This is a genomic window from Nitrospira japonica (genome assembly GCF_900169565.1).
Lineage (GTDB): Bacteria > Nitrospirota > Nitrospiria > Nitrospirales > Nitrospiraceae > Nitrospira_C > Nitrospira_C japonica_A.
The window spans coordinates 2,200,640-2,226,432 of record NZ_LT828648.1 but is presented as its reverse complement, the minus strand read 5'-3'; the positions used below and the strand labels follow the sequence as shown (position 1 = coordinate 2,226,432).

Sequence of the window (25,793 nt, the reverse complement as noted above, 5' to 3'; positions counted from 1 at the left end):
ATGTCTCGCCGAACGGCTCTTCTACAATCGACTAAGAACCTTCGCCGGCCCCTCTGGCTGAACGGCGATCGTATGCTCAAAATGCGCCGACAGACTGCCGTCCACCGTCACCGCCGTCCATCGATCGTCCAGCACTCTGACCGCTGCCCGTCCCATGTTGACCATGGGCTCGATGGCGAGGACCATCCCGTGCTGCAACCGCGGTCCCTGCCCGGGCTTGCCATAGTTCGGAACTTGCGGTTCCTCATGCAGTTGCCGGCCGATCCCGTGTCCGACAAATTCCGTAACCACTGAATACCCGGCCGCCTCGACATGGCGCTGAACCGCGTGGGATATGTCGGACAACCGATTTCCCACCACCGCTTGTTCGATACCCAAGGCGAGCGCTTCTTCCGTCACGCGAACCAATTTCGCCGCGCCGTCCTCTACCTGGCCGACCCCGACGGTCACGGCGGAGTCCCCGTAGAACCCTTCGACGATCGCGCCAAGATCCAGTCCGACGATGTCTCCCTCCTTCAGCACTCGTTTGGAGGGAATGCCGTGCACGACTTGTTCGTTCACCGACGCACAAAGCGTCTTGGGATAATTTCGATACCCCTTGAACGCCGGCTGCGCACCGCGGGCACGAATTTCAGCTTCAGCCAGCCGGTCCAATTCATCCGTGGTGACCCCGGGCTTGACCGCTTTCTTCAGAACCTCCAGCGCTTCCGCCACCACTCTCGACGCCTTTGCCATCAGGGCAACTTCCTCTGGCGTCTTCAGAATGATCATGTCGGCCTGTAAGGAGCCAGAACCCGAGATAACCCTTCAAATACCGCGTCCACCGAGCCGGATCCGTCGAGTTCCGACAGAAGTTGCCGCTCGCGATAATACCGGATCAGCGGAGCCGTTTGTTCTTCGTATACCTTGAGCCGCGTTTCGATGGCTTCCGGCCGGTCGTCGCTACGCTGCACCAACGGCTCACCGCACCGGTCACACACGTTCCCCTTTTTAGACGGAGCGAAGTCTACATGGAACGTCGCTTGGCACTTGGGACAACTTCGTCGCCCGCTCAAGCGCCGAACCACGTCCTCCCTGGAGACCTGAAAGTTGACCACGCGATCGAGAGGCGTATTTGCAGACGCCAGCACGCGATTCAACTCCTCGGCCTGCACGACCGTCCGCGGAAACCCGTCGAGTATGAAACCGTTCGCACCGCTAAGGTCGGCGAGCTTTTCACGGACCAACCCGATGACCACGCTATCGGGAACCAGCTTACCCTGGTCCATATAACCCTTGGCCTCGCGGCCCAGCGTCGTTTGATTTCTCACCGCTTCACGCAGCAGGTCGCCGGTGGAGAGCTTCACGCTCTTGGACGCTGCGGCGACTCGATCCGCCTGAGTACCCTTGCCGACGCCCGGCGCTCCGAGAAATACCACGCGCATCGGGTCAACCACTCCGGCCGCGCAGCGGTCCCATGCCTTTTCCCAGGAAGCCTTCATAGTTGCGCATCAGCATATGGGACTCGATTTGCTGTGCCGTATCCAATCCGACTCCGATGACGATCAGCAACGATGTACCGCCGAAATAAAATGGCACGTTCAACTTGTAGATCAAAAACTCCGGAATCACGCAGACGATGGCCAGATAGATCGCCCCGGCGAATGTAATATGGGTCAGGACCTTATAAATGTAATCCGAGGTCCGTTGGCCGGGTCGAATTCCGGGAATGAAACCGCCATATTTTTTCATATTGTCGGCCATATCCACCGGATTGAGTACGACTGCCGTATAGAAAAAACAAAAGAACAGAATCAACCCGACGTACATGAGCGTATACAGCAACGACCCCGGGGCCAACTGTGCGCCAATGGCCTTCACCCATGGCGTCTCAAAAAATCCGGCAATGGTGGCAGGGAACGCAATGATCGACGACGCGAAGATCGGCGGAATGACTCCGGCGGTATTGATCTTCAGCGGAATATGCGTGCTCTGTCCCCCGTAGACCCTCCGCCCAACCACCCGCTTTGCATACTGCACAGGCACCTTGCGGCGACCGCTTTCGAGAAACACGATGGCAGCCACGACTGCGACCATCAAGACGGCCAGCGCGGCCAACAGCAGAAAGCTCAGCTGGCCGACCTTGTACAGATCGAATGTCTGCGCCACCGCGGCCGGAAGGCGGGCGACGATCCCTGCAAAAATAATCAACGAGATGCCGTTGCCGATCCCGCGCTCAGTAATCTGTTCGCCAAGCCACATCAGAAACGCAGTGCCGGCGGTCAGGGTGATGACCGTCATCAGACGGAACCCCCACCCTTTATCCAGAACAAACGCCCCGCCGTTCATCTGTTCCAAACCGACGGCGATACCAAACCCTTGGATGAGGGCGATGCCGATCGTTCCGAAGCGCGTATACTGGATAATCTTCTTACGGCCGCGCTCCCCTTCCTTGGCGAGTTTCGTCAAATGGGGAATGACCACCGTCAGGAGCTGAAGAATAATCGATGCGCTGATGTACGGCATGATGCCGAGCGCAAAGATCGTCAGCCGCGACAGGGAGCCGCCGGAAAAAATGTCTAGAAAACCGAGCAGCGCACCGCCCTGCTTTTGCAGAAAGTCCTGGAGCGCCTCCCCATTGATTCCCGGTGTGGGGATGTGTGCACCGACTCGATAGACGACCAGCATGCCCAGCGTGAACAGGATTCTGGTCCGCAGCTCGGGAATCTTGAAAATATTCTGAAAACTCGTCAGGAGCCGCTCAAACACCGGGAATGACCTCGACTCTGCCTCCTGCGGCTTGGATCTTGGCCTCAGCCGACTTGCTGAACTTGTGCGCCTGAACCACCAACGGCTTTTTGAGCTCCCCGTTTCCGAGGATCTTGATCGGCAATGTCAGCCGCCTGACGAGTCCGGCATCGACCAATGTCTGAGGCGTGATGGTTCCCTGCTCGGCCAAGTCCACGAGACTTTTGAGATTAACGATGGCGAATTCTTTCCTGAACGGATTGGTAAAGCCGTACTTGGGTACGCGACGAATGAGGGGCATCTGCCCGCCCTCGAAGCCGGCCCCCTTACCGCCGCCGGAACGCGCCAGTAATCCTTTATGTCCCTTGGTCGCGGTCTTCCCGTGTCCGGAACCCGGCCCTCGACCGATCCGCTTGCGCTTTTTCTTTGCTCCCTTGGCGGGAGCCAGTTCGTGTAGATTCATTGTGGTTGCACTTCCAGCAAATAGCCGACCTGATGAATAAGACCCCGGACTTGAGGTGTGTCCGGACGCACGACCGCCTGACGAATCTTTCGCAGCCCCAGCCCGCGCAATGCCAGCCGATGACGCTCCGGCGTTCCGATGGGGCTTCGCTTCAGGGTGATGCGTACGCTTGCCGTGCCTGTTTTTTTCGCTCCCATCATGCCCCCACTCCGGCCGCACGGACATCTGTGAGACCGCGCCTCAACTGCATCACTTCTTCCGGATTCCGAAGCTGGGTCAGGCCGTCGAGCGTCGCCCGAACGGTATTGAAGGGATTGCCTCGGCCCAGCGTCTTCGAGATCACGTTATGCGCGCCGACCAATTCGACGACGGCCCGCACGGCCCCGCCGGCGATGATGCCGGTGCCTTCCGCCGCGGGTTTCAACAGCACGTGCTCGCCTCCGAACAGTCCGTGGACTTCATGCGGAATCGTTCCGGACTTGAGCGGCACGTGCACCAAATTCTTCTTCGCTTGCTGCACGGCCTTGGAAATCGCCACCGGGACTTCGGCTGCCTTGCCTTTACCGATGCCGACCCAACCCTGCCCGTCTCCGACGACGACGAGGGCGCAAAAATTGAACCGCTTACCGCCCTTGACCACCTTGGCCACGCGGTTGATGAAGACGACTTTATCTTTTAGACTGAGTTCATCGGGATTAACTCGCACGCGCCTACTCCCCCTCTCCTGTATGAAGACTCGACAGTGGCTGCATTAGAACTGCAACCCTCCCTCGCGGGAGGCTTCGGCTAAGGCCTTGATTCGGCCGTGGTACAGGCGACCGCCGCGATCGAACACGACCGTCTGAACTTTCGCGGCCTTGGCCCGCTCGGCCAGCAGCTTACCGACCGCCTTCGCCGCTTCGATGCTGCTCGTGGATTTGAGCGTCGTCCGCAACGATTTGTCGAGGGACGAGGCCGACGCCAACGTCAGGCCTTTCAGGTCATCGATAATCTGCGCATAGATGTGGCTGCTGCTGCGAAACACATTGAGTCGCGGACGCGCGTCGGTCCCAAAAATCCGCTGGCGGACACGCTGCTGACGACGCGCGAGCTGCCGGTTCTTTTCCAAACTGTTCATGGCATCCTACTTCCCTGTTTTGCCTTCCTTCTTACGCAAGACTTCGCCGACATACCGCACACCCTTTTGCTTGTAGACGTCGGGTGGCTTGATGGCCCGGAGGTTGGCCGCCACCTGCCCCACGAGCCGCTTGTCTATACCCTTCACATTGATTAGGGTCTGCTTGTCGATTTTCACTTCGATCCCGGCGGGGATCGGATATACGACCGGATTGATGTAACCCACGTTGAAACTCATCGTGCGACCCTGCACGGCAGCCTTATAGCCGACGCCGGTAATTTCCAGATTTCGTTCATACCCTTTGGTGACGCCCAAGACCATATTGCTCAACTCGGCGCGGACCAACCCGTGCAGCGCCCGAACGTTGCGCGCCTCGCTCGATCGGGTGATCAGCACCTGACCCTGGTCCACCGTGACACCGATGCCCGGTGCCAGCGCCCAGTCCAACTTACCCAAGGGACCCTTCACGGATACTACGGACCCCGCCACTTTCACGTCGACACCGGACGGAACCGGAACCGGTTTTTTTCCTATGCGTGACATCGCTACGCCATCCTTCTTGCCGATGCAATCAACCGACCGCTACCAGATCGAACAGAGCACTTCACCGCCGAGCCCGGCTTTGCGTGAGGCCTGATCGGTCATGATCCCCTTGGACGTCGAGAGAATCGCCATGCCGATACCGTTACGCACACGCGGAATGTTCTTATTTCCGACGTACACCCGTCGGCCCGGCTTGCTCACACGCTCCATACCGGTAATCATCGGCTGTCCCTCGCCCACATACCGGAGACGAACCTTGAGGACCGGATGGCCCTCCTCTTCGGCTCCCTCAACACCATGAATGAAGCCCTCGGCCTGCAGAACACGCAGGACCTCGCGTTTCAACTTGGACGCGGGCATAGTGACCACTTCATGTTGCCGCCGAAATCCGTTTCGCAATCTCACCAGCAAATCACTGATCGGATCCGTAACCATAGACTCCCTTCACACCCAATTATTGTAATGCGTTGCGTTGTTCGCATCGTGCGGCGACCGACAACCGCCGGTCACGCATCACCAGCTGGCTTTCCTGACTCCGGGGATTTCCCCCTTCAGGCTCAGCAGGCGAAAGCAAATTCTACACATCTTGAACCGGCGCAAGAATCCGTGCACACGCCCGCAGATCCCGCATCGGTGATACGCGCGCGAGGAAAACTTAGGCTTCTTCGCGCATTTGTTGCGCAGGGCTAGTCTCGACACAGTCGGCTCCTTCGTTACGCGTTAAGTCCGGAAGGGCATCCCTAATTGCCGCAGCAGGGCTTTACCTTCGTCGTTGGTACGGGCCGTCGTCACGATGGTGATGTCCATGCCGTGAATCGATGCCACCTCGTCATACTTGATTTCGGGGAAAATCAACTGTTCCTTGAGCCCCAGCGTATAGTTACCCCGTCCGTCGAACGCCTTGGGCGATACGCCGCGAAAATCTCGGATCCGGGGCAGCGCCAGCGTCACCAGGCGATCGAAAAATTCGTACATCCGGCGGTTCCGTAGCGTCACTTTCGTCCCGATCGGCATTCCCTGACGCAACTTGAACCCGGCGATTGCCTTCTTGGCCTTGGTTATGACCGGCTTTTGTCCGGTAATCATCCCCAGTTCAGTCGCCGCACTTTCGAGCAGCTTCACGTTCTGAGTAGCCTCACTCATTCCGACGTTCAACACGATCCGTTCGAGCTTCGGCACCTGCATCAGATTCTTGTATCCGAATTCCTTCATGAGGGCCGGAATGACCTGCTCCCGGTACATGTCACGGAGGCGCGGTTTGAATTTTGACTCCTCGCTCCCGTCGTCCAGCGCCTGAGGAGCCGGCGCGCCGTCTTTTTTCGATGCGCGTCCTGCCGGCTTCGCGCCCTTTGATTTTTTCGGATCTTTCGCGTCCGCCATGTGCCTTCCCTTTGCCCCTATTCCACAGTGTCTTTGGATTTCTTGCTGAAGCGGACACGCTTGCCGTCAGCCTGCACCCGAACCCCGAGCCGCGTCGGCTTCTGGGTGACCGGGCACAGAAACATCACGTTGGAAATCGCCAACGGCGCTTCGCGCTCAAGGATACCGCCCTGCTTCACCTTCTGATTCGGCTTGGTATGTCGCTTGATCATGTTCAGCTTTTCAACCACCACACGACCCGCGGTACGGTCAACCGACAAAACCTTTCCCGATTTTCCCCGATCGCGCCCGGCGATGACCACAACCGTGTCGCCCTTGCGGATTCGAACCTTCTGTAACGCTTCCACGTCTACTCCTATCGGCCTAAAGAACTTCCGGAGCCAGAGAAATAATCTTCATGAATTTTTTCCACCGGAGCTCGCGGGCGACCGGTCCGAAGATGCGGGTACCGACCGGCTCTCCATCTTTATTGATCAGCACACAGGCGTTCCGGTCGAACTTGATATAGGATCCGTCTTCACGCCGCACTTCCTTCGTCGTGCGCACGATCACGGCGCGGCTGACGTCGCCCTTCTTGACCGTGGCCTGGGGAATCGCTTCCTTCACGGCCACAACGATGATGTCTCCCAGGGAAGCGTACCGGCGCTTTGAGCCGCCGAGAACATGGAAGCACATGGCCTGCTTCGCCCCTGAGTTATCGGCCACATCCATGTAGGTATAGTTCTGAATCATGTCTGACTCGTTCCTTGTCGTCGTGGACGAGCGAACTACTCGCCGCGCCCTTTTTCCAGTACTTCAACCACCCGCCAATGCTTCTCTTTACTGATCGGTCGGGTTTCGATCATCCGCACCCGGTCGCCAATCCCGCAGGCATTCTGCTCGTCGTGGGCCTTCAACTTGGTGATCCGCCGTAAAACTTTTCGATAGATGGGATGAACGACCGACCGTTCCACCGCCACGACGACGGTCTTATTCATCTTGTTGCTGACGACCCGCCCGATCCACTCACGCCGCTTGACGCCCGTCTCTGCCATAGTGCGTACCTATTTCCCCTCTCTTACGAGCCCGGTTTTTGGCTCGCCCGTTCTGTTTCACGCAAGAGCGTCTTCACCTGAGCGATCGTTCGCTTGGTTTTCCGGATTTGCATCGGGTTTTCCAGCCGCCCAGTCCCCAGCTGAAATCGGAGATTGAACAACTCCTGCGTCAACTCCTTGGCCTTTTCCGACAACTCAGGCGCACTCAATTGCTTTAATTCTTTGAGATCCATCTCACTCCGCCCTTCCTGAACCCAACGCTCTTAAAATTCTCCCCGAGCCACGCACTTGGTCGCGATCGGCAACTTGTGTGAAGCCAAACGAAATGCTTCGTTGGCGATTTCCGGGGTGACCCCGCCCATCTCGTAGAGAATCCGGCCGGGCTTGACGACCGCCACCCAATACTCAGGATTGCCCTTTCCTTTGCCCATGCGGGTTTCGGCCGGCTTCTTGGTAATCGGCTTGTCGGGGAAAATTCTCGTCCATACCTGTCCACCCCGCTTCACATACCGGGTGATGGCAATACGTGCAGCCTCGATCTGCCGACTGGTCACCCAACCGGGTTCCAACGCCTTCAGTCCAAACTCGCCGAGCGTGACATTCCCGCCGCGATAGGCCTTGCCTCGCATGCGACCCTTCATCATCTTTCGAAACTTGACTTTTTTCGGTGCCAGCACGTTCGCCTCTTAACTTATGCCAGTCGACGCTCAAAGGCCGATTCCGGCTTGAGCGGCTGCGCGGGAAGAATTTCCCCTTTGTAGATCCACGTTTTCACGCCGATCTGTCCCATCGTCGTATGGGCTTCTGCAAATCCATAATCGACCTCCGCCCGCAGCGTATGCAAAGGCACGCGCCCCTCGCGGTACCACTCGGTGCGGGCAATTTCAGCCCCCCCCAAACGGCCGGCGATCATGATCTTGATTCCCTGCGCCCCGAGACGCAACGCCGATTGTACGCTTCGCTTCATGGCGCGGCGGAATGCAACGCGCTTCTCCAGCTGGGTGGCCACGTTTTCACTGACCAATTGGGCGTCCAACTCGGGCTTCTTGATTTCCTTGACCGTGATGTACACCTGCCCGCCGTACTGCTTTTCCAATTCAGCTTTCAACTTATCGACCTCGGCGCCCTTGCGACCGATGATGATTCCAGGACGGGCCGTATGGATGATGACCCGGGTCTGATCGCCCGACCGCTCGATTTCCACCTTGGCCACGCCAGCGTGAAAGAGCTTCTGCTTCACGATCTTACGGATCTTGATGTCCTGGTGCAGCAGCTTGGCGTAGTCTTTCTCGGCGTACCACCGTGAACTCCACGTATAGTTGTAACCAAGCCGATAGCCGATTGGATGCGTTTTTTGACCCATACGATCTGTCCTCAGTTCTACCGCGGCCGAACGACCGCGATGCGCGTTACTTTACTTTCCCGTGAGGCCCGGCGCCTCGACGACAACGGTAATATGACTCGTCCGCTTTTGAATGGCATTGGCCCGCCCCATCGACCGGGCGCGGAACCGCTTATAGGTTGGCCCGCAATTCACGAATGCCTTGGAGACCCGCATGGAATCACTGTCCCCCAACTCCTTTTGCTCGGCGTTGGCCACGGCCGAGCGGAGCACCTTCTCGATGACACGCGCCGCATGGCGGGGCAGATGCTTGAGCATCGCCAGGGCCAGGGGAACCTGCTGCCCACGAATCATGTCGACAACGGGACGGGCCTTTCGAGGAGCCACGCGAACAAATCTCAATACTGCTCGTGCTTCTGCCATGTCTAGTCCTTACCTGATCATCCTTTATTTCAGAGCGACCGCTTTTTCCGTCTTGGCCTGTCCGTGCCCTTTGAAGAAACGGGTGGGGGCGAACTCACCGAGCTTATGGCCGACCATGTTCTCAGTGACAAAGACGGGAATAAACTTCTTGCCGTTATGCACCGCAAATGTGTGCCCGATCATGTCCGGAACGACGGTGGAACGACGCGACCACGTCTTGATGATCTTCCGGTCCTTGGTCTGGTTCATCTGCTCCACCTTCTTGAGCAGATGGTCGTCGACAAACGGCCCCTTGCTAACCGATCTAGGCATTGCGCACTCCTGACTTGCGTCGGGCGATGATGTATTTGTCCGTCGCCTTGTTGTTGCGGGTCTTGTATCCCTTCGTCGGCAGGCCCCACGGCGAAACGGGATGCGGATTTCCCTGACCGGACTTACCCTCACCGCCGCCGTGCGGATGGTCGACGGGGTTCATGACCACGCCGCGCACGTGCGGGCGCCGCCCCATCCAGCGGGATCGACCGGCTTTCCCCACATTGATGTTTTCGTGATCCAGATTTCCCACCTGTCCAACGGTGGCCATGCAGGACGCAAGGACCCGGCGCATTTCACCCGATTTCAGCCGTACCTGAACATAGTCGCCATCCCGGCCCATCACCTGCGCGAACCCGCCGGCGCTGCGGATCAACTGACCGCCCTTGCCGGGCTTGAGTTCGATGTTATGGATCGTCGTACCCAACGGCATATTCGCCAGAGGGAGCGCGTTTCCGGTCCGTACTTCCGCATCCGCACCGGACTGCAACACGTCGCCGACCTGCAGACCGACGGGAGCCAGAATGTAGCGCTTCTCTCCATCCCGATAATTCAGCAGGGCGATCCGGGCCGACCGGTTGGGATCGTATTCCAACGCGGCTACCTTGGCGGTAATACCGACCTTATCCCGGCGAAAATCGATCTTCCGATACAACCGCCGATGTCCGGCCCCGCGGAAACGGACAGTCGTGCGTCCGTCGTTATTGCGCCCGCCGCTCCGATGATGAAACGACGTCAATGACTTTTCGGGCCGCTTGCCGGTCAGTTCATCAGTAGTTACCACGGACATCCCGCGGCGCCCTGACGTTGTCGGCTTATACGCTTTCAACCCCATTGGATGCCTCTTTCCCCTTCTAGGCGCTCTCGTACAACTCGAGTTTTTCGCCGTCTTTCAGCTTGACGAAAGCTTTCTTCCAATCCGACCGCTTGCCGGAGAACCGTCCCAAACGCTTGATCTTGCCCTGCACATTGAGCACATTCACCCGCTCAACCTTGACCTTGAGCAAAGTCTCAACCGCCTGCTTGATCTGCAATCGATTGGCTTCCGGATGCACGAGGAAACTGACCGTATTGTTCGATTCACGCATCGCCGTCACCTTTTCCGTCAAGAGCGGCTGAATCAGCACGCGATGAAGATCCAATTTCATGCCCAGACCTCCTTCACGCGAGCCAACTCCCGTTCCGGGATGACGATCGTTCCGGCACGCACCACGTCATAGACGTTCAATTGATCGGGCGCCACGACTGCAACGGTCGGAAGGTTTCTGGCCGCTTGGATAAGTCCAGTCTGGCCCTCCCCCGCGACGATAAGGATATGAACGCCGTCCCCGAACTGACTCAAGGTCTTGGCCAATACCTTCGTTTTGGGCTGCGCCAGCGAAAGATCGGACATGACCACCACGTGCCCGCCCGCCACTTTGGCCGACAAGGCGCTCTGCAGCGCGGCGCGGTATTTTTTCTTCGGCATGCTGAATGCGTAACTTCTCGGCTTCGGCCCGAAGACCGAGCCTCCGTGCCTCCAGACAGGAGACCGCAAGGAACCGGCGCGCGCTCTACCGGTATGCTTCTGCTTCCACGGCTTCTTCCCCGATCCGCTGACCTCTCCGCGTCGGAGCGTAGAAGCCGTACCTTGCCGCTCACAGGCACGCTGCATCACCACCGCTTCATGCACCAGCGCCGCATGGGGCTGGCAGCCGAACACTTCGGCGGGAAGCTCGGCGGAACCCACCTTACGCCTGTTCACATCGATGACGTCGACCGTCGGCATGTCCTATCCCTTCTTCGACTTTCTGACCACGAGCAGCCCGTTCGCGGCACCGGGCACAGCCCCGCGGACGAACAGCAAATTCTCATCCGGCCGCGACTCAATGACCTTCAACCGCTGCGAGGTCACTCGTTCCGCGCCCATGTGTCCGGGCAACGTCTTTCCCTTCCACACACGGGAAGGAAATGAGCTGGCGCCGATCGATCCGGGCGCACGATGGAACATGGACCCGTGCGACTCCGGCCCTCCGGAGTAGTGATGACGCCGGACAACACCCTGAAATCCTTTTCCCTTGGACACGCCAATGACGTCAACCCAGTCGCCTTTTTTGAAGATATCGACCTTGATCGTTTGACCGATCGCCACGTCGCCGGTCTTCTTGAACTCCTTGAGCGTCCGGCTCGCCGACGCCTCGTGCTTCTTGAGATGTCCTAACTCCGCTTTGGACAGGAGACGCTCTTTCGTGTCGCCGTAAGACAACTGCACCGCCTCGTATCCGTCGCGCTCCTTCGTCTTCACCGTCACGACCCGGCAGGGTCCCGCGCTGATCACCGTCACCGGAACCAACTGACTCTCGTCGAAGACCTGCGTCATGCCGAGTTTTTTTCCGAGCAATCCGTTCGTCATAGTCTCTTCCGCCCCATACTTGCGGTTACCACCGAGTCAACCGTCACAACTTGATTTCAACGTCCACGCCGGCAGCCAAATTCAGCTTCATCAAGGAATCCATGGTTTCCGGGGTCGGCTCCATAATGTCCATGAGACGCTTGTGCGTACGAATCTCAAATTGCTCGCGCGCCTTCTTGTCCGCATGAGTCGCCCGCTGAACCGTGAATTTCTCGATCCGAGTCGGCAACGGAATCGGACCGACGATTTTTGCTCCGCTGCGACGAACCGTCTCGACGATCTCCGCCACCGATTGGTCCAAGACGCGGTAATCAAACCCGCGCAACCTGATTCTGATTCTTTGATCAACCTTTACCATGCCAACCCCTATCCTTCTCGCTCGTTACGCCAGGATTTCGGTGACGACGCCGGAGCCGACGGTCTTGCCGCCCTCGCGCACGGCGAAGCGCAACCCCTGATCCATCGCAATCGGGCTGATCAACTCGGCCGTCACGCTCACGTTGTCCCCCGGCATCACCATCTCCACCCCGGGATTCAACGACACAATCCCCGTCACATCCGTCGTCCGGAAGTAGAACTGCGGCCGATACCCGTTGAAAAACGGCGTATGCCGCCCGCCCTCTTCCTTCGTCAGCACATAAATCTCCGCCTTGAACTTCGTATGCGGTGTGACGGTCTTCAGCTTGGCCAAGACCATCCCCCGCTCCACATCTTCCTTCTTCGTGCCCCGCAGCAACACCCCGATGTTGTCGCCCGCCTGCCCCTCGTCGAGCACCTTGCGGAACATCTCCACCCCCGTCACCACCGTGTTCTGCGTCGGCCGCAAGCCCACGATCTCAATTTCATCGCCCACTTTCACGATCCCCCGCTCACACCGCCCCGTCACCACCGTCCCGCGTCCGCTGATCGTGAACACGTCTTCCACCGGCATCAAAAACGGCTTGTCGATCGGCCGCTGCGGCGTCGGAATATACGTATCCACCGCGTCCAACAACTTCATGATCGCCGGCACCCCCAGCGGGCCTCCGTCCCCTTCCATCGCCTTCAGCGCACTGCCCTGGACGATCGGCGTCTTGTCCCCCGGGAAGTCATACTTCGACAGCAACTCCCGCACTTCCAATTCCACCAGGTCCAGCAATTCCTTGTCGTCGACCTTATCCGCCTTGTTCAAAAACACCACGATGTAGGGCACCCCCACCTGGCGCGCCAACAAAATATGCTCCCGCGTCTGCGGCATCGGCCCGTCCGCCGCGCTCACGACCAGGATCGCCCCGTCCATCTGCGCCGCCCCCGTGATCATGTTCTTCACATAATCCGCGTGGCCCGGACAGTCCACGTGCGCATAGTGCCGCTTGTCCGTCTCGTACTCCACGTGGCTGATCGCAATCGTCATGATCTTCGTCGCGTCCCGGCGCCCCTGGCTCTCCGAGGCCTTCGCCACTTCGTCGTAGCTAATGAACTTCGCCATCCCTTTATCCGCACACACTTTCGTCAACGCCGCCGTCAACGTCGTCTTCCCGTGATCCACGTGCCCAATCGTCCCGATGTTCACATGCGGCTTCTTCCGCTCGTATTTCGCCTTCGCCATGCCGAATCCTCCCTACGACTTCTGTGACCGCTGAATTACTCGCCGCGATACTTGGCGATGATTGCCTCTGCAATCTGCCGCGGCACCGGATCGTATCGATCGAATTCCATACTATACGTCGCCCTGCCCTGCGTACGGGAACGGAGATCAGTGGCGTAGCCGAACATTTCCATGAGCGGGACCGAAGCCTCGATGGCCTGGGCTCCTGCGCGGACCTTCATACCCTGCACCTTGCCCCGACGACCGTTCAGATTGCCGATGACGTCGCCCATGAATTCTTGCGGTACGAGCACTTCCACTTTCATGATGGGCTCGAGCAGCACGGCATCCGCCTTCTTGCAGGCATCGGAAAATCCCATGGAGCCGGCGATCTTGAACGCCATTTCGTTGGAGTCCACCTCGTGATACGACCCGTCGATCACGGTCACCTTGATGTCTCGCAAGGGATAGCCGGCGATCACACCGTTCTCCATCCGCTCCTTCACACCCTTCTCGATCGCGGGGATGAACTCCCTGGGAATGGCACCGCCGACGACCTTATTGACGAACTCCAAGCCCTTCCCAGGCTCGGACGGCTCGACCGTAAGCACCACATGGCCGTACTGACCTCGGCCACCGGTCTGTTTAATATACTTGGACTCCGATTCGGCCTTGCGCCTGATCGTTTCCCTAAAGGCAACCTCCGGCTTGCCGACGTTCGCCTCGACCTTGAACTCGCGCAACAATCGATCAACGATGATTTCCAGATGCAACTCGCCCATACCGGCGATGATAGTCTGGGCCGTTTCTTCGTCGGTACGGACACGGAAGGACGGATCCTCCTGTGCCAGCTTCTGAAGCGCGAATCCCATCTTTTCCTGATCCTGCTTCGTCTTCGGCTCGATGGCCATGGCAATGACCGGTTCCGGAAACTTCATGACCTCCAGCAACACCGGTTGCTTTTCGTCGGCCAGGGTATCGCCGGTGGTCGCGCCCTTGAGTCCGACCGCAGCCACGATGTCCCCCGCATAGACCGCATCAATCTCTTCACGCTTGTTCGCGTGCATCTTGAGCAGGCGTCCGATGCGATCCTTCGTCCCCTTGGTCACGTTGAGCACAGGTGTGCCGGTTTTGAGCGTGCCGGAATAGACGCGGAAATACGTCAGCTGACCGGCAAACGGATCGGACATGATCTTGAAGGCCAGCGCGGCGAACGGCTCGGAATCGGCGGCCTTGCGCTCAACTTCCTTTCCGGTGTTCGGATCGATGCCCCTGACGGACGGAATATCGAGAGGAGACGGCAGAAACTCGACGACGCCGTCGAGCAATTGCTGGACACCCTTGTTCTTGAACGCCGAGCCGCAGAGCACCGGAGTGACCTTCATGGCAATCGCACTGGCCCGGACGGCGCGACGAATCTCCTCCTCGGTCAACGGTTGCCCGTTGAGATATTTCTCCATCACCTGATCGTCGAACTCCGCCACCGCATCGAGCATCTTCTCCCGATACTCTTTGGCCTTCTCCACCAAGTCGGCGGGGATTTCCTCGATCTTATACTTGGCTCCCAGCGTCTCATCGTCGTACACGTAGGCTTTCATCGTAATCAAATCGATCGAACCCCGGTATTCCGATTCTTTTCCAATGGGAATCTGAATCGGAATGGGATTGGCGCCCAAACGGTCGATGATGGTCTGCACGCTGAAATAGAAATCGGCGCCGACCCGATCCATCTTGTTCATGAACGCAATGCGCGGCACCTGGTACTTGTCTGCCTGCCGCCACACGGTTTCGGACTGCGGCTCTACCCCCTGCACCGAATCGAAGACCGCGACCGCGCCGTCCAAGACGCGCAAGGAGCGCTCGACTTCGATGGTAAAATCGACGTGCCCCGGAGTATCAATGATGTTGATGCGGTGATCTTTCCAGAAACAGGTGGTTGCAGCGGCTGTGATCGTAATCCCGCGCTCGCGCTCCTGCTCCATCCAGTCCATCGTCGCGGCACCCTCGTGGACTTCACCCATCTTGTGCGTCATGCCGGTGTAATAGAGAATGCGCTCGGTGGTCGTAGTTTTACCGGCGTCAATATGCGCCATGATCCCGATGTTGCGCGTCCGCTCTAATGGTGCTTGCCTAGCCACGTTTAACCCCTAAAAATACATGTGCTGCAGACTGAGCCGGTGAAAGCTGCGATTCAGGGGCACCCCGCGTCTGCGGATCGCAGCACGGCCCAACTGCAGCACAGAATGACGTTACCAGCGATAGTGCGCGAAAGCCTTGTTGGCCTCCGCCATGCGATGCACGTCTTCCCGCTTCTTTACCGCGGCCCCTGTATTATTGGATGCGTCCAGCAGTTCGGCCGCGAGCTTCTCCCGCATGCTCTTACCGCCGCGCGTCCGCGCATATTCCGACAACCAACGGAGCGCCAGCGACATCCGGCGAGCGGGACGAATTTCAACCGGCACCTGATAGGATGCGCCGCCGACCCGCCTTGATTTCACCTCGACGATTGGCTTCACGTTATCGATCGCCGCCTTGAAGATCTTGAGCGGATCGCCGCCGGTCTTTTCCTGGATCGCGTCGAACGCGCCGTAACAAATCCGTTCCGCCGTACTCTTCTTGCCGTTCTCCATCAGGATATTGAGAAACTTCCCGACGATCTTGTCGCGGTAGCGGACGTCCGGGAGCGGTTCTCGCTGGCCTAAAAATCTGCTTCGTGGCATACGTTCCGTTCTCTCTGCTCAGATTCCGTGGATCAAATTACTTTGGACGCTTGGCTCCGTACTTGGAGCGGCCCTGCTTTCGATCGGCCACGCCGACGGCGTCGAGCGCGCCGCGCACGATGTGATACCGCACGCCCGGCAAGTCCTTCACACGCCCGCCTCGCACGAGCACGATTGAGTGCTCCTGCAAATTGTGGCCGACGCCGGGAATGTACGTCGTCACTTCCATCCCGTTCGTCAGTCGAACACGGGCGACTTTCCGAAGCGCGGAGTTCGGCTTCTTCGGCGTCGACGTGTAGACGCGGAGGCACACGCCGCGCTTTTGCGGGCAGGACTTGAGCGCGGGACTCTTGGTCTTGGCATGGGCCAGCTGCCGGCCCTTTCTCACGAGTTGATTGATCGTCGGCATTGCTCTCTCTCTTGATCTGAACCGCTGTTTTGTCCGCTCGCCCGCGACCTTCAAGGGCAAAGCCGGAGGATTATAGTGATCAACCTTTACGCTGTCAAGCCACGGCCGAATCGGCCACAGCCGTCACGATCCCGTCGTCTCTCCAGAGGCCGCGGCGACGCCTTCGCGTGGAAGCGCGGGCGCGTCGCCCGTGCCAACAGCCACCGGTTCGGGCTTGGGACTGATCACGAACGTGTCGCGATATTCCTCAAATCCGCTGCCGGCAGGAATCAGGCGTCCAACGATGACGTTTTCCTTCAGACCCAGCAGATTGTCTTCTCGCCCGTTGATGGCCGCTTCGGTCAAGACTCTCGTCGTCTCCTGGAAGGACGCGGCGGAAATGAAACTGTCGGTCGTCAGCGCCGCCTTGGTGATGCCCAGCAGAACCGGTTTGCCCAGTGCGGGCTTGCCGTCCTTTTTCAACACGCGGTCGTTTTCCTCTTCAAAGAGCAGCTTGCTGACCTGGCTGCCTGGGAGAAATTCCGTGTCCCCCGGATCTTCGATTCGAACCTTGCGCAGCATTTGCCGAACAATGATCTCGATGTGCTTGTCATTGATCGATACGCCCTGCAGACGATAGACGTCCTGCACTTCGTCGACCAGATACTTCTGCAATTCATTGGGACCCAACACGTCAAGGATGTCGTGCGGATTGGCCGACCCGTCCATCAACGGCTCCCCGGCGCGCACCCAATCTCCTTCATGCACGTTGACGTGCTTGCCTTTCGGGATGAAGTATTCTTTGGTATCGCCCATCTTATTGTCGACCAACACCTTGCGCTGGCCTTTGACAAACCCGCCGTACGACACCTCTCCGTCGATTTCGCTGATGACGGCTTGCTCCTTCGGCTTCCGGGCCTCGAAGAGCTCCGCCACGCGAGGAAGACCGCCGGTGATGTCCTTCGTCTTCGTGGTCTCGCGCGGGATCTTTGCGAGCACGTCGCCCGGATGCACCATGGCACCCTTCTCCACGAAGATGTGGGCGCCGACTGGCAGCAGGTATCGGGCAACCATATTGGCCCCACCGGACACTTTGGCGGTTTTTCCGCCTTCGTCCTTGATCGACACGCGGGGACGAAGAGTCGCTCCCGTGTGTTCGATGATGACCTTTCTCGACAAACCGGTCACCTCGTCGAATTCTTCCTTCATCGTCACGCCTTCGACGATATCGCCGTAGGCGACCTTCCCGCCGACCTCGGTCAAGATCGTCAGCGAGTACGGATCCCATTCCACCAGCTTTTGCGCCAGGGCGACACGATCACCGTCCTTGATCTTGATCTTGGCGCCGTAGACAACCGGATATTTCTCACGTTCCCGACCGTTCTCATCGACGATCGCGATCTTCGCATTCCGGTTCATCACGACCCACTCGCCGTCCTTGTTACGGACGGCGATACCGGCGTTATGCAAGTCGGCGTTCTTCTTGGCGTCAAAACTCATGAACTTCATGTAGCCCGCATGCTTCGCTTCGAGCACCGTCTGCTCGACCACTTTGCTCGCGGTGCCGCCGATGTGAAACGTGCGCATCGTCAGCTGAGTTCCGGGCTCTCCGATGGACTGAGCCGCGATCACGCCGACCGGCTCTCCCTTTTCGACCAAACGGCCGCGCGCCAGATCCCGCCCATAGCAGGCACGGCAGACGCCGCGACGGGACTGGCAAGTCAGAACGGATCGGATCTTTACCCGGTCGACGGCCGCTTCCACGACGTCCTTCGTCCGCTCTTCGGTAATCTCCTCGTTGAACGACACGATGATCTCGCCGGTCACGGGATCGCGGATATCCTCGGCGGCCAGGCGTCCCAGGATGCGCTCTTCGATCGGCTGGATGATTTCGCCGCCTTCGACCAGCGCACTCACGAAAATCCCGTCGGTCGTACCGCAGTCGATTTCACTGATGATGACGTCCTGCGCGATGTCCACGAGACGGCGCGTGAGATACCCGGAGTTTGCGGTCTTCAACGCCGTATCCGCCAGACCCTTGCGCGCGCCGTGCGTCGAGATGAAGTACTGCAGCACCGTCAGGCCTTCGCGGAAATTCGCCGTGATCGGCGTTTCGATGATTTCTCCGGACGGCTTCGCCATCAATCCGCGCATGCCGCCCAGCTGACGGATCTGCTGCGAACTGCCTCGAGCGCCCGAGTCGGCCATCATGAAGATCGGGTTGAAGGCCTCCTGCTTGGCCGCATCGCCGCCTGCGCCCAACTCCTTCATCATTTCGCCCGCCACCTGCTCGGTGACATGGGCCCAAATGTCGATGACCTTGTTGTACCGCTCGCCGTTCGTGATCAAGCCTTCGGCATACTGCCGCTCGATCTCGTTGACTTCGCGCTGCGCTTTTGCGATCAACTCTTCCTTTTTGCTGGGAATGTGCATGTTGTCGATACAGATCGAGACGCCGGCCCTGGTCGCATACTGAAATCCGGTGTCCTTGATCTTGTCGAGGAACATGACGGTCTCGCGGTGTCCAGACTGCCGATAGACCGAATCGATCAGCTTGGTCACCTCTTTCTTCGTCATCAGCTTGTTGGCATAGGCGAAGGGCATTCCGGCAGGCAGTACTTCGGACAGGATCACCCGCCCGACCGTGGTTTGCACGAGATTGCCTTCGATGCGAACCTTGACCCGCGCGTGCTCCTCCACTTCGCGCGCATCGAACGCGATGCGCACTTCTTCAGGCGAGCCGAATACCTTGCCCTCACCCTTCACACCGACCCGCTCCTTCGTCAGCCAGTAGCACCCGAGCACCATGTCCTGCGACGGAACGGCGATCGGCTTGCCGTTGGCCGGCGAGAGAATGTTATTGATGGACATCATCAGAACGCGCGCTTCCACTTGTGCCTCGACGGACAACGGCACGTGGACGGCCATCTGGTCGCCGTCGAAGTCCGCGTTGAACGCGGCGCAGACGAGCGGATGCAGCCGGATCGCTTTGCCTTCGACCAACACCGGATCGAACGCCTGGATGCCCAACCGGTGGAGCGTCGGCGCTCGGTTCAAAAGTACCGGATGCTCCCGGATCACTTCGTCGAGCACGTCCCACACCTCAGGCCGCTCCTTTTCCACCAGGCGCTTTGCGCTCTTGATCGTCGTGGCGGCGCCCCGTTCCTCCAGTTTGTGGAAGATGAAGGGCTTGAACAGCTCCAAGGCCATCTTCTTCGGAAGGCCGCACTGATGCAGCCGCAGTTCAGGACCGACGACGATGACCGTCCGGCCCGAATAGTCGACGCGCTTGCCGAGCAGGTTCTGCCGGAAACGCCCTTGCTTGCCCTTCAGCATGTCGCTCAGCGACTTGAGCGGCCGCTTGTTGGGTCCGCGGATCGCACGGCCGCGGCGGCCGTTGTCGAACAACGCGTCCACGGCCTCCTGCAGCATGCGCATTTCATTGCGGATGATGACGCCGGGCGCCTTCAACTCCATCAACCGCTTCAGCCGGTTGTTCCGGTTGATCACGCGGCGATAGAGATCGTTCAGATCCGACGTGGCGAACCGTCCGCCGTCCAGGGGTACGAGCGGGCGCAACTCCGGTGGCAGCACGGGAATCACGTCCATGATCATCCATTCGGGCTTGTTCCCGGACTTGCGGAACGCCTCGATGACTTTGAGTTGCTTCGCGTGTTTCTTTTTCAACGCCGCCGACGTGGAAGTCTTGGACTTGGCCTTGATCTCGTCCCACTTGGCATTGATGTCGATCTTGCGCAACAAATCGCGAATCGCTTCGGCGCCGATGCCAACCTTGTAGGAATTGGGCGCGAATTCCGACTGCAGCTGTCGGAGTTTTTCTTCCGTGACGAGTTCCTTTTCCGTCAGGTCTGTCTGACCGGCGTCGACGCAGACGTAGCTTTCGAAATAGAGAATCTTTTCCAGTTGCTTCAGGCTCATGTCCAGCAGAGTGCCGATGCGACTGGGCACGCCCTTCAAGAACCAGATGTGCGCCACGGGCGCAGCTAGCTCGATGTGCCCCATGCGTTCGCGCCGCACCTTGCTCTGAATCACTTCCACGCCGCACTTGTCGCATACGATGCCCCGGTGCTTCATGCGCTTGTATTTGCCGCAATTGCACTCCCAATCCTTGATCGGCCCGAAAATCTTTGCGCAGAACAGGCCGTCTTTCTCCGGCTTGAACGACCGGTAATTGATCGTCTCGGGCTTCTTCACTTCACCGTACGACCAGGACCGGATTTTTTCGGGCGAGGCGATGCGGATCCGCATCGAATCGAACGACACCGCGTCCCTCGGTTTTTCGAATAATGTGTATACGCCTTCCAAGGTAGTGACCTCCTCTGATGCCGGGACGCGCCCGGCACACAAGTGGTTAGTCTTGAGTCTTGACCAACTCGACGTCCAGTCCGAGGCTTTGCAGCTCCTTGACCAGAACGTTGAACGACTCGGGCAAGCCCGGCTCCAGGAACGGCTCCCCTTTGACGACTGCTTCGTACATCCGCGACCGACCCGGCACGTCATCGGACTTGACGGTCAGGAATTCCTGCAGCGTGGAGGCCGCACCGTAGGCCTGCAGCGCCCAGACTTCCATTTCGCCCAACCGCTGCCCGCCGAACTGGGCTTTGCCGCCCAGCGGCTGCTGCGTGACGAGCGAATAGGGTCCGATCGACCGTGCGTGAATCTTGTCGTCGACCAGATGGTGCAGCTTCAGCACGTACATGTATCCGACTGTGACCGGGCTGCCGAAGGGCTCTCCCGTGCGGCCGTCCATGAGGACGGTTTGCCCGCTCGATGGGAGCTTCGCCTTTTTCAGCAGGTCCTTGATTTCCTTCTCTGATGCCCCGTCGAACACGGGACTCGCCACCTTGATTCCCAAGGCCCTCGCGGCCCAGCCAAGGTGAGTTTCCAGAATCTGTCCCACGTTCATACGTGAGGGCACGCCCAGCGGGTTCAATACGATTTCCACCGGCGTCCCGTCCGGCAAATACGGCATGTCCTCTTCGGGAAGAACCCGTGACACGACTCCCTTGTTGCCGTGCCGGCCGGCCATCTTGTCTCCGACCTGTATCTTCCGCTTCATCGAAATGTAGACTTTGACGAGCTTGATGACGCCCGGCGGCAGCTCATCCCCGCGCTTAAGGCGGCCAACCTTCTCGTCGTACAGCGTCTGTAGAATCTCAATCTGCTCTTTGGCCCGGCGCTCGACGTCCTCAAGCTCCTTTTGCTCGTCCGGATCGCTCAGGATGATGTACCGAACGGTGTCGTCGGGCAGCCGCTTGAGAATCTCCGCGGTCAGCTTGCCTTTCTTCTTCAAAATGACGTCGCCGCTCTCGGGATCCATGAGGTCGCGACCGACGACTTTCCCCAACAGCAGCTTCCTGACTTTCTTGGTCTTTTCCTCGTCGATGATGCGCAGCTCCTCGTGATGATCACGCTGGAGCTTCATCGCGTCCTCGCTCTCAATGCTCTTGGACCGCTCGTCCTTGTCGAGCCCCTTTCGGGAGAAAATCTTCACATCGACGATGATCCCCTCGACGCCGGGAGGCACGGTCAACGACGTATCCTTCACGTCGCCGGCCTTCTCGCCGAAGATGGCGCGAAGAAGTTTTTCTTCCGGCGTCAGCTGCGTCTCGCCTTTCGGCGTCACCTTGCCGACCAGAATGTCGCCGGGCTTCACTTCCGCGCCGATCCGGATGATGCCGCTCTCGTCGAGATTGCGAAGAGCTTCTTCTCCGACGTTCGGAATATCGCGCGTGATGTCTTCCTTCCCCAGCTTGGTGTCACGGGCTTCGACCTCGAACTCTTCGATGTGAATTGAGGTGAACGCATCCTCGCGCACCAGTTTCTCGCTCAGGAGAATGGCGTCTTCGAAGTTGTACCCGCCCCAGGGCATGAATGCGACCAGCACGTTCTTGCCGAGCGCCAACTCCCCCTGATCGATGGCCGGACCGTCGGCCAAAACCTGGCCCTTCTTCACGGGTTGTCCGATCCGCACGACCGGAGTCTGGGTGATGCACGTGTTTTGATTGGACCGCTGGAACTTGATCATATCGTAGACGTCAAGTCCCGAATCGTTTCGCTTCCGTCCCTCTTTGGCATCGGCGCGGACGACGACACGAGTGGCATCGACGCTTTCGACGACACCGGACCGCCGGGCTTGCACCACATAGCCCGAATCACGCGCCACCACGGCTTCCATACCGGTTCCCACCAGCGGCGCTTCCGCCTTCAACAACGGCACGGCTTGGCGCTGCATGTTGGAACCCATCAAGGCGCGGTTCGCATCGTCATGCTCGAGAAACGGGACGAGGGCGGTCGCCACGCTGACCACCTGTTTGGGCGAGACGTCCATGTACTCGATCTTATCGGGAGTGGCCGTGACGAAATCCCCCGCTGATCGGGCGGACACCGTTTCGGAAACCAACCGACCTCCACCGTCCACCTTCGAATTGGCCTGAGCGATGACGTACTTGTCACCCTCGATGGCCGACAGAAACTCGATCTGGTCGGTGACGCGGCCTTTGTCGACCCTCCGATATGGAGCTTCGATAAACCCGAATTGATTGATCCTCGCATACGTGGCCAGCGAGGTGATCAAACCGATGTTCGGCCCTTCCGGGGTTTCAATTGGACAGATACGGCTGTAGTGCGACGGGTGCACGTCTCGAACCTCGAAGCCTGCCCGCTCCCGCGTCAAACCGCCGGGACCCAATGCCGACAGACGCCGCTTGTGGGTGATCTCCGCCAGCGGATTCGTCTGATCCATGAACTGCGACAACTGGCTACTGCTGAAAAATTCCTTCACCGCGGCGACGACCGGCTTGGCATTGATCAGGTCATGCGGCAGCACCGTCTCCATATCCAGGAGGTTCATGCGCTCCTTGATGCTGCGCTCCATGCGGACCAATCCGAGCCTGAACTGGTTTTCCAGCAATTCGCCGACCGACCGGACCCGCCGATTGCCCAAATGGTCGATGTCGTCGATCTCACCTTTGCCCATCTTGAGGTTGACCAGATACCGGATGACTTCGACAATGTCCTGCGCCGTCAGCGTGCGCTGCTCAAGCGGCAGGTCGAGCCCGAGTTTCTTGTTGAGCTTCAATCGGCCGACCGGCGACAGGTCGTACCGTTTCGAATTCAGGAACAAATTGTCGAACAGGGCGCGGGCCGTCTCAACAGACGGTGTTTCACCCGGACGGAGCCGACGATAGATTTCGACCATCGCCTCTTCCTTCGAGCCCGTTCGCTCCATTTCCAACGTATCGAGAATGACCGGCGTCGTGGTAGCGGTGTCGAAGTAGATGACTTTGAAGTCTTCGATCTCGGTTTCGAGGATACGTTCGACCATGTCGGCGGTCAGCCGCTGATTCTTCTCCGCGAGCTTGTTCTTCTTGTTGTCCACCAACTCCGTGAGCACCGCACGACCCACCAGTTCGGAAGGCGAGAGCGGGATTTCCTTCACCCCGGCGGCCTTGAGCTTGGCGATCACACCCTTGGTCAGCTTCGTACCTTCCCGGACCAGCGGTTCCTTCCCCCCCTTTTCGGAAATTTCCACCGAGCAGCGAAGCCCTTGATGGATCTCGGGATCGAGCTTCCGCAACAACTTGCCCTTCACCACCCTGATCTCCTCCACCGGGTAGTACATCTTCAGCAAGTCATCGCCGGAGTAGCCGAAGGCTTTGAGCAGAATGGTGGCCGGCATCTTGCGGCGGCGGTCAATGCGTACGTAAAGGATGTCGCGCGCGTCGAATTCGAAGTCGAGCCATGAGCCGCGATAGGGAATGATCCGGGCCGAGTACAGCACCTTTCCGCTGGCATGGGTCCGGCCTTTGTCGTGGGTAAACGAGGCGCCGGGCGATCGGTGCAACTGGCTGACGACGACACGCTCGGTCCCGTTGACGATAAACGTGCCTCGTTCCGTCATGAGCGGAAGCTCGCCCACGTAGACTTCCTGCTCGCGTACGTCCAAGACTTTCTTCTTGGGTCCCTTGTCTTCCTTGTCAAACACGACGAGCCGCACGCGCAGCTTCAACGGCACGGCGAAGGTCATACCTTGCTCCAGGCATTCCCGTTCATCGTATTTTGGTATCCCGAGCGTGTAACTGGTGAACTCCAGGACGGCCGTGTTGTTGTAATCCGGAATCGGAAACACGCTGGCCAGGGCGGCCTGGAGCCCATGATCTTTTCGCCGTTCAGCTTCCGCCTCAAACTGCAGAAACTCTTCGTAGGATCGCTTCTGGATCTCGATCAGATCCGGAATGTCGATGCTCGTACGGATGCGGGAAAAGTCTTTCCGCTCGACGAACTCTTGTAGAGTCGTTTCGGACATTCGCCAGTCCTCCACTACAATGGTTGGGCTTGGGTACCCGCACATGCGGGTACCCGCAGATGCTGCTGATCGAACGACAGGTTACTTGACTTCGACCTTCGCGCCGCTCTCTTCCAGCTTCTTCTTCATCGTGTCGGCTTCTTCCTTCGTGACGCCGTTCTTGACCGGCTTGGGAGCGCCTTCCACGAGATCCTTGGCTTCCTTGAGGCCCAGGCTGGTGAGCTCGCGCACCACCTTGATGATCTGGATCTTCTTGTCGGCCGGTGCAGAGGCCAGAATGACATCGAATGCCGTCTTCTCTTCAGCGGGAGCGGCGGCGGCACCGCCTGCGGCGGGAGCCGCAGCCATGGCAACCGGAGCCGCGGCGGTGACGCCGAAGCGGCTCTCCAGCCCCTTCACCAATTCAGCCAGATCGAGCACACTCATGCTCTCGATCGCCTTGATCAATTCATCCTGCGACAACTTTCCCTCTGTAGCTGGCATGTCTCCTTCTCCTTTCCGTTTATCCTGAATGGCGGCAATGACTCTCACAAACTTGGACAACACTGCATTGAGTGTATAGACCACGCCACGAATCGGCCCCTGCATGGCCGACAGAAGCATCGCGATCAACACTTCTTTCTTCGGGAGCTTCGCAACAGCCGCCAATTCGGCGGCTTGCACAACCTTTCCCTCGAGTACACCGAGGGTGATGCGGATCTTTTCTTCACGCTTCTCGGCGGCGATGAAGTCCCGGAGGATCTTGGTCGGAAGCACCGGATCGTCATAGCCGATCACCATGCCCGTCGGACCCTTCAAGTGAGTCTTCAAACCCGAGACGGACGTTCCTTCCGAAGCCCGCGCCGCCAAGGTGTTCTTGACGATCTTATATTCCGCTTTGGCGCCGCGCAGCTGCTTCCGAAGCTCAGTCACCTGGTTGACCGGCAGCCCGCTGCACTCGGTTAGAATCGCCAATCGCGCCCGGCCGAACTTTTCCGTCAACTCCGCTACTGCTGTGGCCTTCTCTTCCTTCTTCATCTCACTCCCTCTTTTCCTTCGCGCCGACCATGAACCGCC

The 25,793-nt window shown here is 58.9% G+C and carries 31 protein-coding genes and 1 pseudogene; all 32 read right to left on the bottom strand.

What is annotated here, in order from left to right; translation table 11 throughout:
- Positions 1-21: 21 nt before the first annotated feature.
- A complete protein-coding gene (map, locus tag NSJP_RS10755; RefSeq protein WP_080886900.1) occupies positions 22-771 on the bottom strand; it encodes a type I methionyl aminopeptidase in 750 nt (249 codons plus the stop codon).
- On the bottom strand, positions 768-1,424 hold the full coding sequence (locus NSJP_RS10750; protein WP_080886899.1) for an adenylate kinase: 657 nt from the start codon (positions 1,422-1,424) through the stop codon (positions 768-770). The genes map and NSJP_RS10750 overlap by 4 nt, the downstream gene beginning before the upstream one ends.
- Positions 1,425-1,428: 4 nt before the next feature.
- Positions 1,429-2,748: a preprotein translocase subunit SecY gene (secY, locus tag NSJP_RS10745; RefSeq protein ID WP_080886898.1), complete on the bottom strand. Its 1,320-nt coding sequence runs from the start codon at positions 2,746-2,748 to the stop codon at positions 1,429-1,431.
- The gene (gene rplO, locus NSJP_RS10740) at positions 2,741-3,190 is read right to left on the bottom strand and encodes a 50S ribosomal protein L15 (protein WP_080886897.1); all 450 of its coding nucleotides are present in this window, start codon (positions 3,188-3,190) and stop codon (positions 2,741-2,743) included. The genes secY and rplO overlap by 8 nt, the downstream gene beginning before the upstream one ends.
- Positions 3,187-3,390 (bottom strand): 50S ribosomal protein L30, encoded by a 204-nt coding sequence (gene rpmD / locus NSJP_RS10735; RefSeq protein ID WP_231989365.1) that lies wholly within the window; start codon positions 3,388-3,390, stop codon positions 3,187-3,189. The genes rplO and rpmD overlap by 4 nt, the downstream gene beginning before the upstream one ends.
- The gene (rpsE, locus tag NSJP_RS10730) at positions 3,387-3,896 is read right to left on the bottom strand and encodes a 30S ribosomal protein S5 (protein WP_080886896.1); all 510 of its coding nucleotides are present in this window, start codon (positions 3,894-3,896) and stop codon (positions 3,387-3,389) included. The genes rpmD and rpsE overlap by 4 nt, the downstream gene beginning before the upstream one ends.
- A gap of 45 nt (positions 3,897-3,941) precedes the next feature.
- On the bottom strand, positions 3,942-4,307 hold the full coding sequence (gene rplR / locus NSJP_RS10725) for a 50S ribosomal protein L18 (protein WP_080886895.1): 366 nt from the start codon (positions 4,305-4,307) through the stop codon (positions 3,942-3,944).
- A 6-nt stretch (positions 4,308-4,313) separates the two neighbouring features.
- Positions 4,314-4,850 (bottom strand): 50S ribosomal protein L6, encoded by a 537-nt coding sequence (gene rplF / locus NSJP_RS10720; RefSeq protein ID WP_080886894.1) that lies wholly within the window; start codon positions 4,848-4,850, stop codon positions 4,314-4,316.
- A gap of 39 nt (positions 4,851-4,889) precedes the next feature.
- A complete protein-coding gene (gene rpsH, locus NSJP_RS10715) occupies positions 4,890-5,285 on the bottom strand; it encodes a 30S ribosomal protein S8 (protein WP_080886893.1) in 396 nt (131 codons plus the stop codon).
- Between the two features lie 78 nt (positions 5,286-5,363).
- Positions 5,364-5,549, bottom strand: a complete 186-nt coding sequence (locus NSJP_RS10710; protein WP_080886892.1) for a type Z 30S ribosomal protein S14 — start codon at positions 5,547-5,549, stop codon at positions 5,364-5,366.
- Between the two features lie 21 nt (positions 5,550-5,570).
- Positions 5,571-6,230, bottom strand: a complete 660-nt coding sequence (gene rplE / locus NSJP_RS10705) for a 50S ribosomal protein L5 (protein ID WP_269457664.1) — start codon at positions 6,228-6,230, stop codon at positions 5,571-5,573.
- Between the two features lie 17 nt (positions 6,231-6,247).
- Complete coding sequence (gene rplX / locus NSJP_RS10700; protein WP_080886891.1) at positions 6,248-6,577, bottom strand: 50S ribosomal protein L24; 330 nt, start codon at positions 6,575-6,577, stop codon at positions 6,248-6,250.
- 16 nt (positions 6,578-6,593) lie between these two features.
- Positions 6,594-6,962, bottom strand: a complete 369-nt coding sequence (rplN, locus tag NSJP_RS10695) for a 50S ribosomal protein L14 (protein ID WP_080886890.1) — start codon at positions 6,960-6,962, stop codon at positions 6,594-6,596.
- 35 nt (positions 6,963-6,997) lie between these two features.
- A complete protein-coding gene (gene rpsQ / locus NSJP_RS10690; protein ID WP_080886889.1) occupies positions 6,998-7,264 on the bottom strand; it encodes a 30S ribosomal protein S17 in 267 nt (88 codons plus the stop codon).
- 23 nt (positions 7,265-7,287) lie between these two features.
- A complete protein-coding gene (gene rpmC / locus NSJP_RS10685) occupies positions 7,288-7,497 on the bottom strand; it encodes a 50S ribosomal protein L29 (RefSeq protein WP_080886888.1) in 210 nt (69 codons plus the stop codon).
- 30 nt (positions 7,498-7,527) lie between these two features.
- Positions 7,528-7,941, bottom strand: a complete 414-nt coding sequence (gene rplP, locus NSJP_RS10680; protein WP_080886887.1) for a 50S ribosomal protein L16 — start codon at positions 7,939-7,941, stop codon at positions 7,528-7,530.
- 14 nt (positions 7,942-7,955) lie between these two features.
- On the bottom strand, positions 7,956-8,627 hold the full coding sequence (rpsC, locus tag NSJP_RS10675; RefSeq protein WP_080886886.1) for a 30S ribosomal protein S3: 672 nt from the start codon (positions 8,625-8,627) through the stop codon (positions 7,956-7,958).
- Between the two features lie 51 nt (positions 8,628-8,678).
- Entirely contained in the window at positions 8,679-9,029 is a 351-nt protein-coding gene (gene rplV / locus NSJP_RS10670; protein ID WP_080886885.1) for a 50S ribosomal protein L22, read from the bottom strand.
- Between the two features lie 24 nt (positions 9,030-9,053).
- Positions 9,054-9,341: a 30S ribosomal protein S19 gene (rpsS, locus tag NSJP_RS10665; RefSeq protein ID WP_080886884.1), complete on the bottom strand. Its 288-nt coding sequence runs from the start codon at positions 9,339-9,341 to the stop codon at positions 9,054-9,056.
- The gene (rplB, locus tag NSJP_RS10660) at positions 9,334-10,176 is read right to left on the bottom strand and encodes a 50S ribosomal protein L2 (RefSeq protein ID WP_080886883.1); all 843 of its coding nucleotides are present in this window, start codon (positions 10,174-10,176) and stop codon (positions 9,334-9,336) included. The genes rpsS and rplB overlap by 8 nt, the downstream gene beginning before the upstream one ends.
- Positions 10,177-10,195: 19 nt before the next feature.
- Positions 10,196-10,483 carry a 50S ribosomal protein L23 gene (locus NSJP_RS10655; RefSeq protein ID WP_172834497.1) on the bottom strand — a complete coding sequence of 96 codons (288 nt, stop codon included), beginning with the start codon at positions 10,481-10,483 and terminating at the stop codon, positions 10,196-10,198.
- Between the two features lie 2 nt (positions 10,484-10,485).
- On the bottom strand, positions 10,486-11,109 hold the full coding sequence (gene rplD, locus NSJP_RS10650; protein ID WP_080886881.1) for a 50S ribosomal protein L4: 624 nt from the start codon (positions 11,107-11,109) through the stop codon (positions 10,486-10,488).
- Positions 11,110-11,112: 3 nt separating this feature from the next.
- Positions 11,113-11,733, bottom strand: a complete 621-nt coding sequence (rplC, locus tag NSJP_RS10645; protein ID WP_080886880.1) for a 50S ribosomal protein L3 — start codon at positions 11,731-11,733, stop codon at positions 11,113-11,115.
- Positions 11,734-11,776: 43 nt separating this feature from the next.
- Positions 11,777-12,091: a 30S ribosomal protein S10 gene (rpsJ, locus tag NSJP_RS10640; protein WP_080886879.1), complete on the bottom strand. Its 315-nt coding sequence runs from the start codon at positions 12,089-12,091 to the stop codon at positions 11,777-11,779.
- A gap of 24 nt (positions 12,092-12,115) precedes the next feature.
- Positions 12,116-13,321, bottom strand: a complete 1,206-nt coding sequence (tuf, locus tag NSJP_RS10635) for an elongation factor Tu (protein ID WP_080886867.1) — start codon at positions 13,319-13,321, stop codon at positions 12,116-12,118.
- Positions 13,322-13,356: 35 nt separating this feature from the next.
- Positions 13,357-15,438 (bottom strand): elongation factor G, encoded by a 2,082-nt coding sequence (fusA, locus tag NSJP_RS10630; RefSeq protein WP_080886878.1) that lies wholly within the window; start codon positions 15,436-15,438, stop codon positions 13,357-13,359.
- Between the two features lie 111 nt (positions 15,439-15,549).
- A complete protein-coding gene (gene rpsG, locus NSJP_RS10625; protein ID WP_080886877.1) occupies positions 15,550-16,020 on the bottom strand; it encodes a 30S ribosomal protein S7 in 471 nt (156 codons plus the stop codon).
- Between the two features lie 37 nt (positions 16,021-16,057).
- Complete coding sequence (rpsL, locus tag NSJP_RS10620) at positions 16,058-16,429, bottom strand: 30S ribosomal protein S12 (RefSeq protein WP_080886876.1); 372 nt, start codon at positions 16,427-16,429, stop codon at positions 16,058-16,060.
- 123 nt (positions 16,430-16,552) lie between these two features.
- Positions 16,553-20,734 carry a DNA-directed RNA polymerase subunit beta' gene (rpoC, locus tag NSJP_RS10615; RefSeq protein ID WP_080886875.1) on the bottom strand — a complete coding sequence of 1,394 codons (4,182 nt, stop codon included), beginning with the start codon at positions 20,732-20,734 and terminating at the stop codon, positions 16,553-16,555.
- A gap of 46 nt (positions 20,735-20,780) precedes the next feature.
- Positions 20,781-24,737, bottom strand: a complete 3,957-nt coding sequence (gene rpoB, locus NSJP_RS10610) for a DNA-directed RNA polymerase subunit beta (RefSeq protein ID WP_080886874.1) — start codon at positions 24,735-24,737, stop codon at positions 20,781-20,783.
- 81 nt (positions 24,738-24,818) lie between these two features.
- Positions 24,819-25,220 carry a 50S ribosomal protein L7/L12 gene (gene rplL, locus NSJP_RS19755; protein ID WP_231989534.1) on the bottom strand — a complete coding sequence of 134 codons (402 nt, stop codon included), beginning with the start codon at positions 25,218-25,220 and terminating at the stop codon, positions 24,819-24,821.
- A gap of 27 nt (positions 25,221-25,247) precedes the next feature.
- A pseudogene (rplJ, locus tag NSJP_RS19750) lies at positions 25,248-25,754 on the bottom strand (50S ribosomal protein L10); the annotation flags it as partial.
- Positions 25,755-25,793: the final 39 nt, after the last annotated feature.

What these genes read in the sequence shown, in the direction of transcription:
- map (WP_080886900.1), bottom strand. Translation starts at nt 771, where the DNA reads ATGATCATTCTGAAGACGCCAGAGGAAGTTGCCCTGATGGCAAAGGCG.
- NSJP_RS10750 (WP_080886899.1), bottom strand. Translation starts at nt 1,424, where the DNA reads ATGCGCGTGGTATTTCTCGGAGCGCCGGGCGTCGGCAAGGGTACTCAG.
- rplO (WP_080886897.1), bottom strand. Translation starts at nt 3,190, where the DNA reads ATGAATCTACACGAACTGGCTCCCGCCAAGGGAGCAAAGAAAAAGCGC.
- rpmD (WP_231989365.1), bottom strand. Translation starts at nt 3,390, where the DNA reads ATGATGGGAGCGAAAAAAACAGGCACGGCAAGCGTACGCATCACCCTG.
- rplR (WP_080886895.1), bottom strand. Translation starts at nt 4,307, where the DNA reads ATGAACAGTTTGGAAAAGAACCGGCAGCTCGCGCGTCGTCAGCAGCGT.
- rplF (WP_080886894.1), bottom strand. Translation starts at nt 4,850, where the DNA reads ATGTCACGCATAGGAAAAAAACCGGTTCCGGTTCCGTCCGGTGTCGAC.
- rpsH (WP_080886893.1), bottom strand. Translation starts at nt 5,285, where the DNA reads ATGGTTACGGATCCGATCAGTGATTTGCTGGTGAGATTGCGAAACGGA.
- rplE (WP_269457664.1), bottom strand. Translation starts at nt 6,230, where the DNA reads ATGGCGGACGCGAAAGATCCGAAAAAATCAAAGGGCGCGAAGCCGGCA.
- rplN (WP_080886890.1), bottom strand. Translation starts at nt 6,962, where the DNA reads ATGATTCAGAACTATACCTACATGGATGTGGCCGATAACTCAGGGGCG.
- rpsQ (WP_080886889.1), bottom strand. Translation starts at nt 7,264, where the DNA reads ATGGCAGAGACGGGCGTCAAGCGGCGTGAGTGGATCGGGCGGGTCGTC.
- rpmC (WP_080886888.1), bottom strand. Translation starts at nt 7,497, where the DNA reads ATGGATCTCAAAGAATTAAAGCAATTGAGTGCGCCTGAGTTGTCGGAA.
- rpsC (WP_080886886.1), bottom strand. Translation starts at nt 8,627, where the DNA reads ATGGGTCAAAAAACGCATCCAATCGGCTATCGGCTTGGTTACAACTAT.
- rplV (WP_080886885.1), bottom strand. Translation starts at nt 9,029, where the DNA reads ATGGCAGAAGCACGAGCAGTATTGAGATTTGTTCGCGTGGCTCCTCGA.
- rpsS (WP_080886884.1), bottom strand. Translation starts at nt 9,341, where the DNA reads ATGCCTAGATCGGTTAGCAAGGGGCCGTTTGTCGACGACCATCTGCTC.
- rplB (WP_080886883.1), bottom strand. Translation starts at nt 10,176, where the DNA reads ATGGGGTTGAAAGCGTATAAGCCGACAACGTCAGGGCGCCGCGGGATG.
- rplD (WP_080886881.1), bottom strand. Translation starts at nt 11,109, where the DNA reads ATGCCGACGGTCGACGTCATCGATGTGAACAGGCGTAAGGTGGGTTCC.
- rplC (WP_080886880.1), bottom strand. Translation starts at nt 11,733, where the DNA reads ATGACGAACGGATTGCTCGGAAAAAAACTCGGCATGACGCAGGTCTTC.
- rpsJ (WP_080886879.1), bottom strand. Translation starts at nt 12,091, where the DNA reads ATGGTAAAGGTTGATCAAAGAATCAGAATCAGGTTGCGCGGGTTTGAT.
- tuf (WP_080886867.1), bottom strand. Translation starts at nt 13,321, where the DNA reads ATGGCGAAGGCGAAATACGAGCGGAAGAAGCCGCATGTGAACATCGGG.
- rpsG (WP_080886877.1), bottom strand. Translation starts at nt 16,020, where the DNA reads ATGCCACGAAGCAGATTTTTAGGCCAGCGAGAACCGCTCCCGGACGTC.
- rpsL (WP_080886876.1), bottom strand. Translation starts at nt 16,429, where the DNA reads ATGCCGACGATCAATCAACTCGTGAGAAAGGGCCGGCAGCTGGCCCAT.
- rpoB (WP_080886874.1), bottom strand. Translation starts at nt 24,737, where the DNA reads ATGTCCGAAACGACTCTACAAGAGTTCGTCGAGCGGAAAGACTTTTCC.
- rplL (WP_231989534.1), bottom strand. Translation starts at nt 25,220, where the DNA reads ATGCCAGCTACAGAGGGAAAGTTGTCGCAGGATGAATTGATCAAGGCG.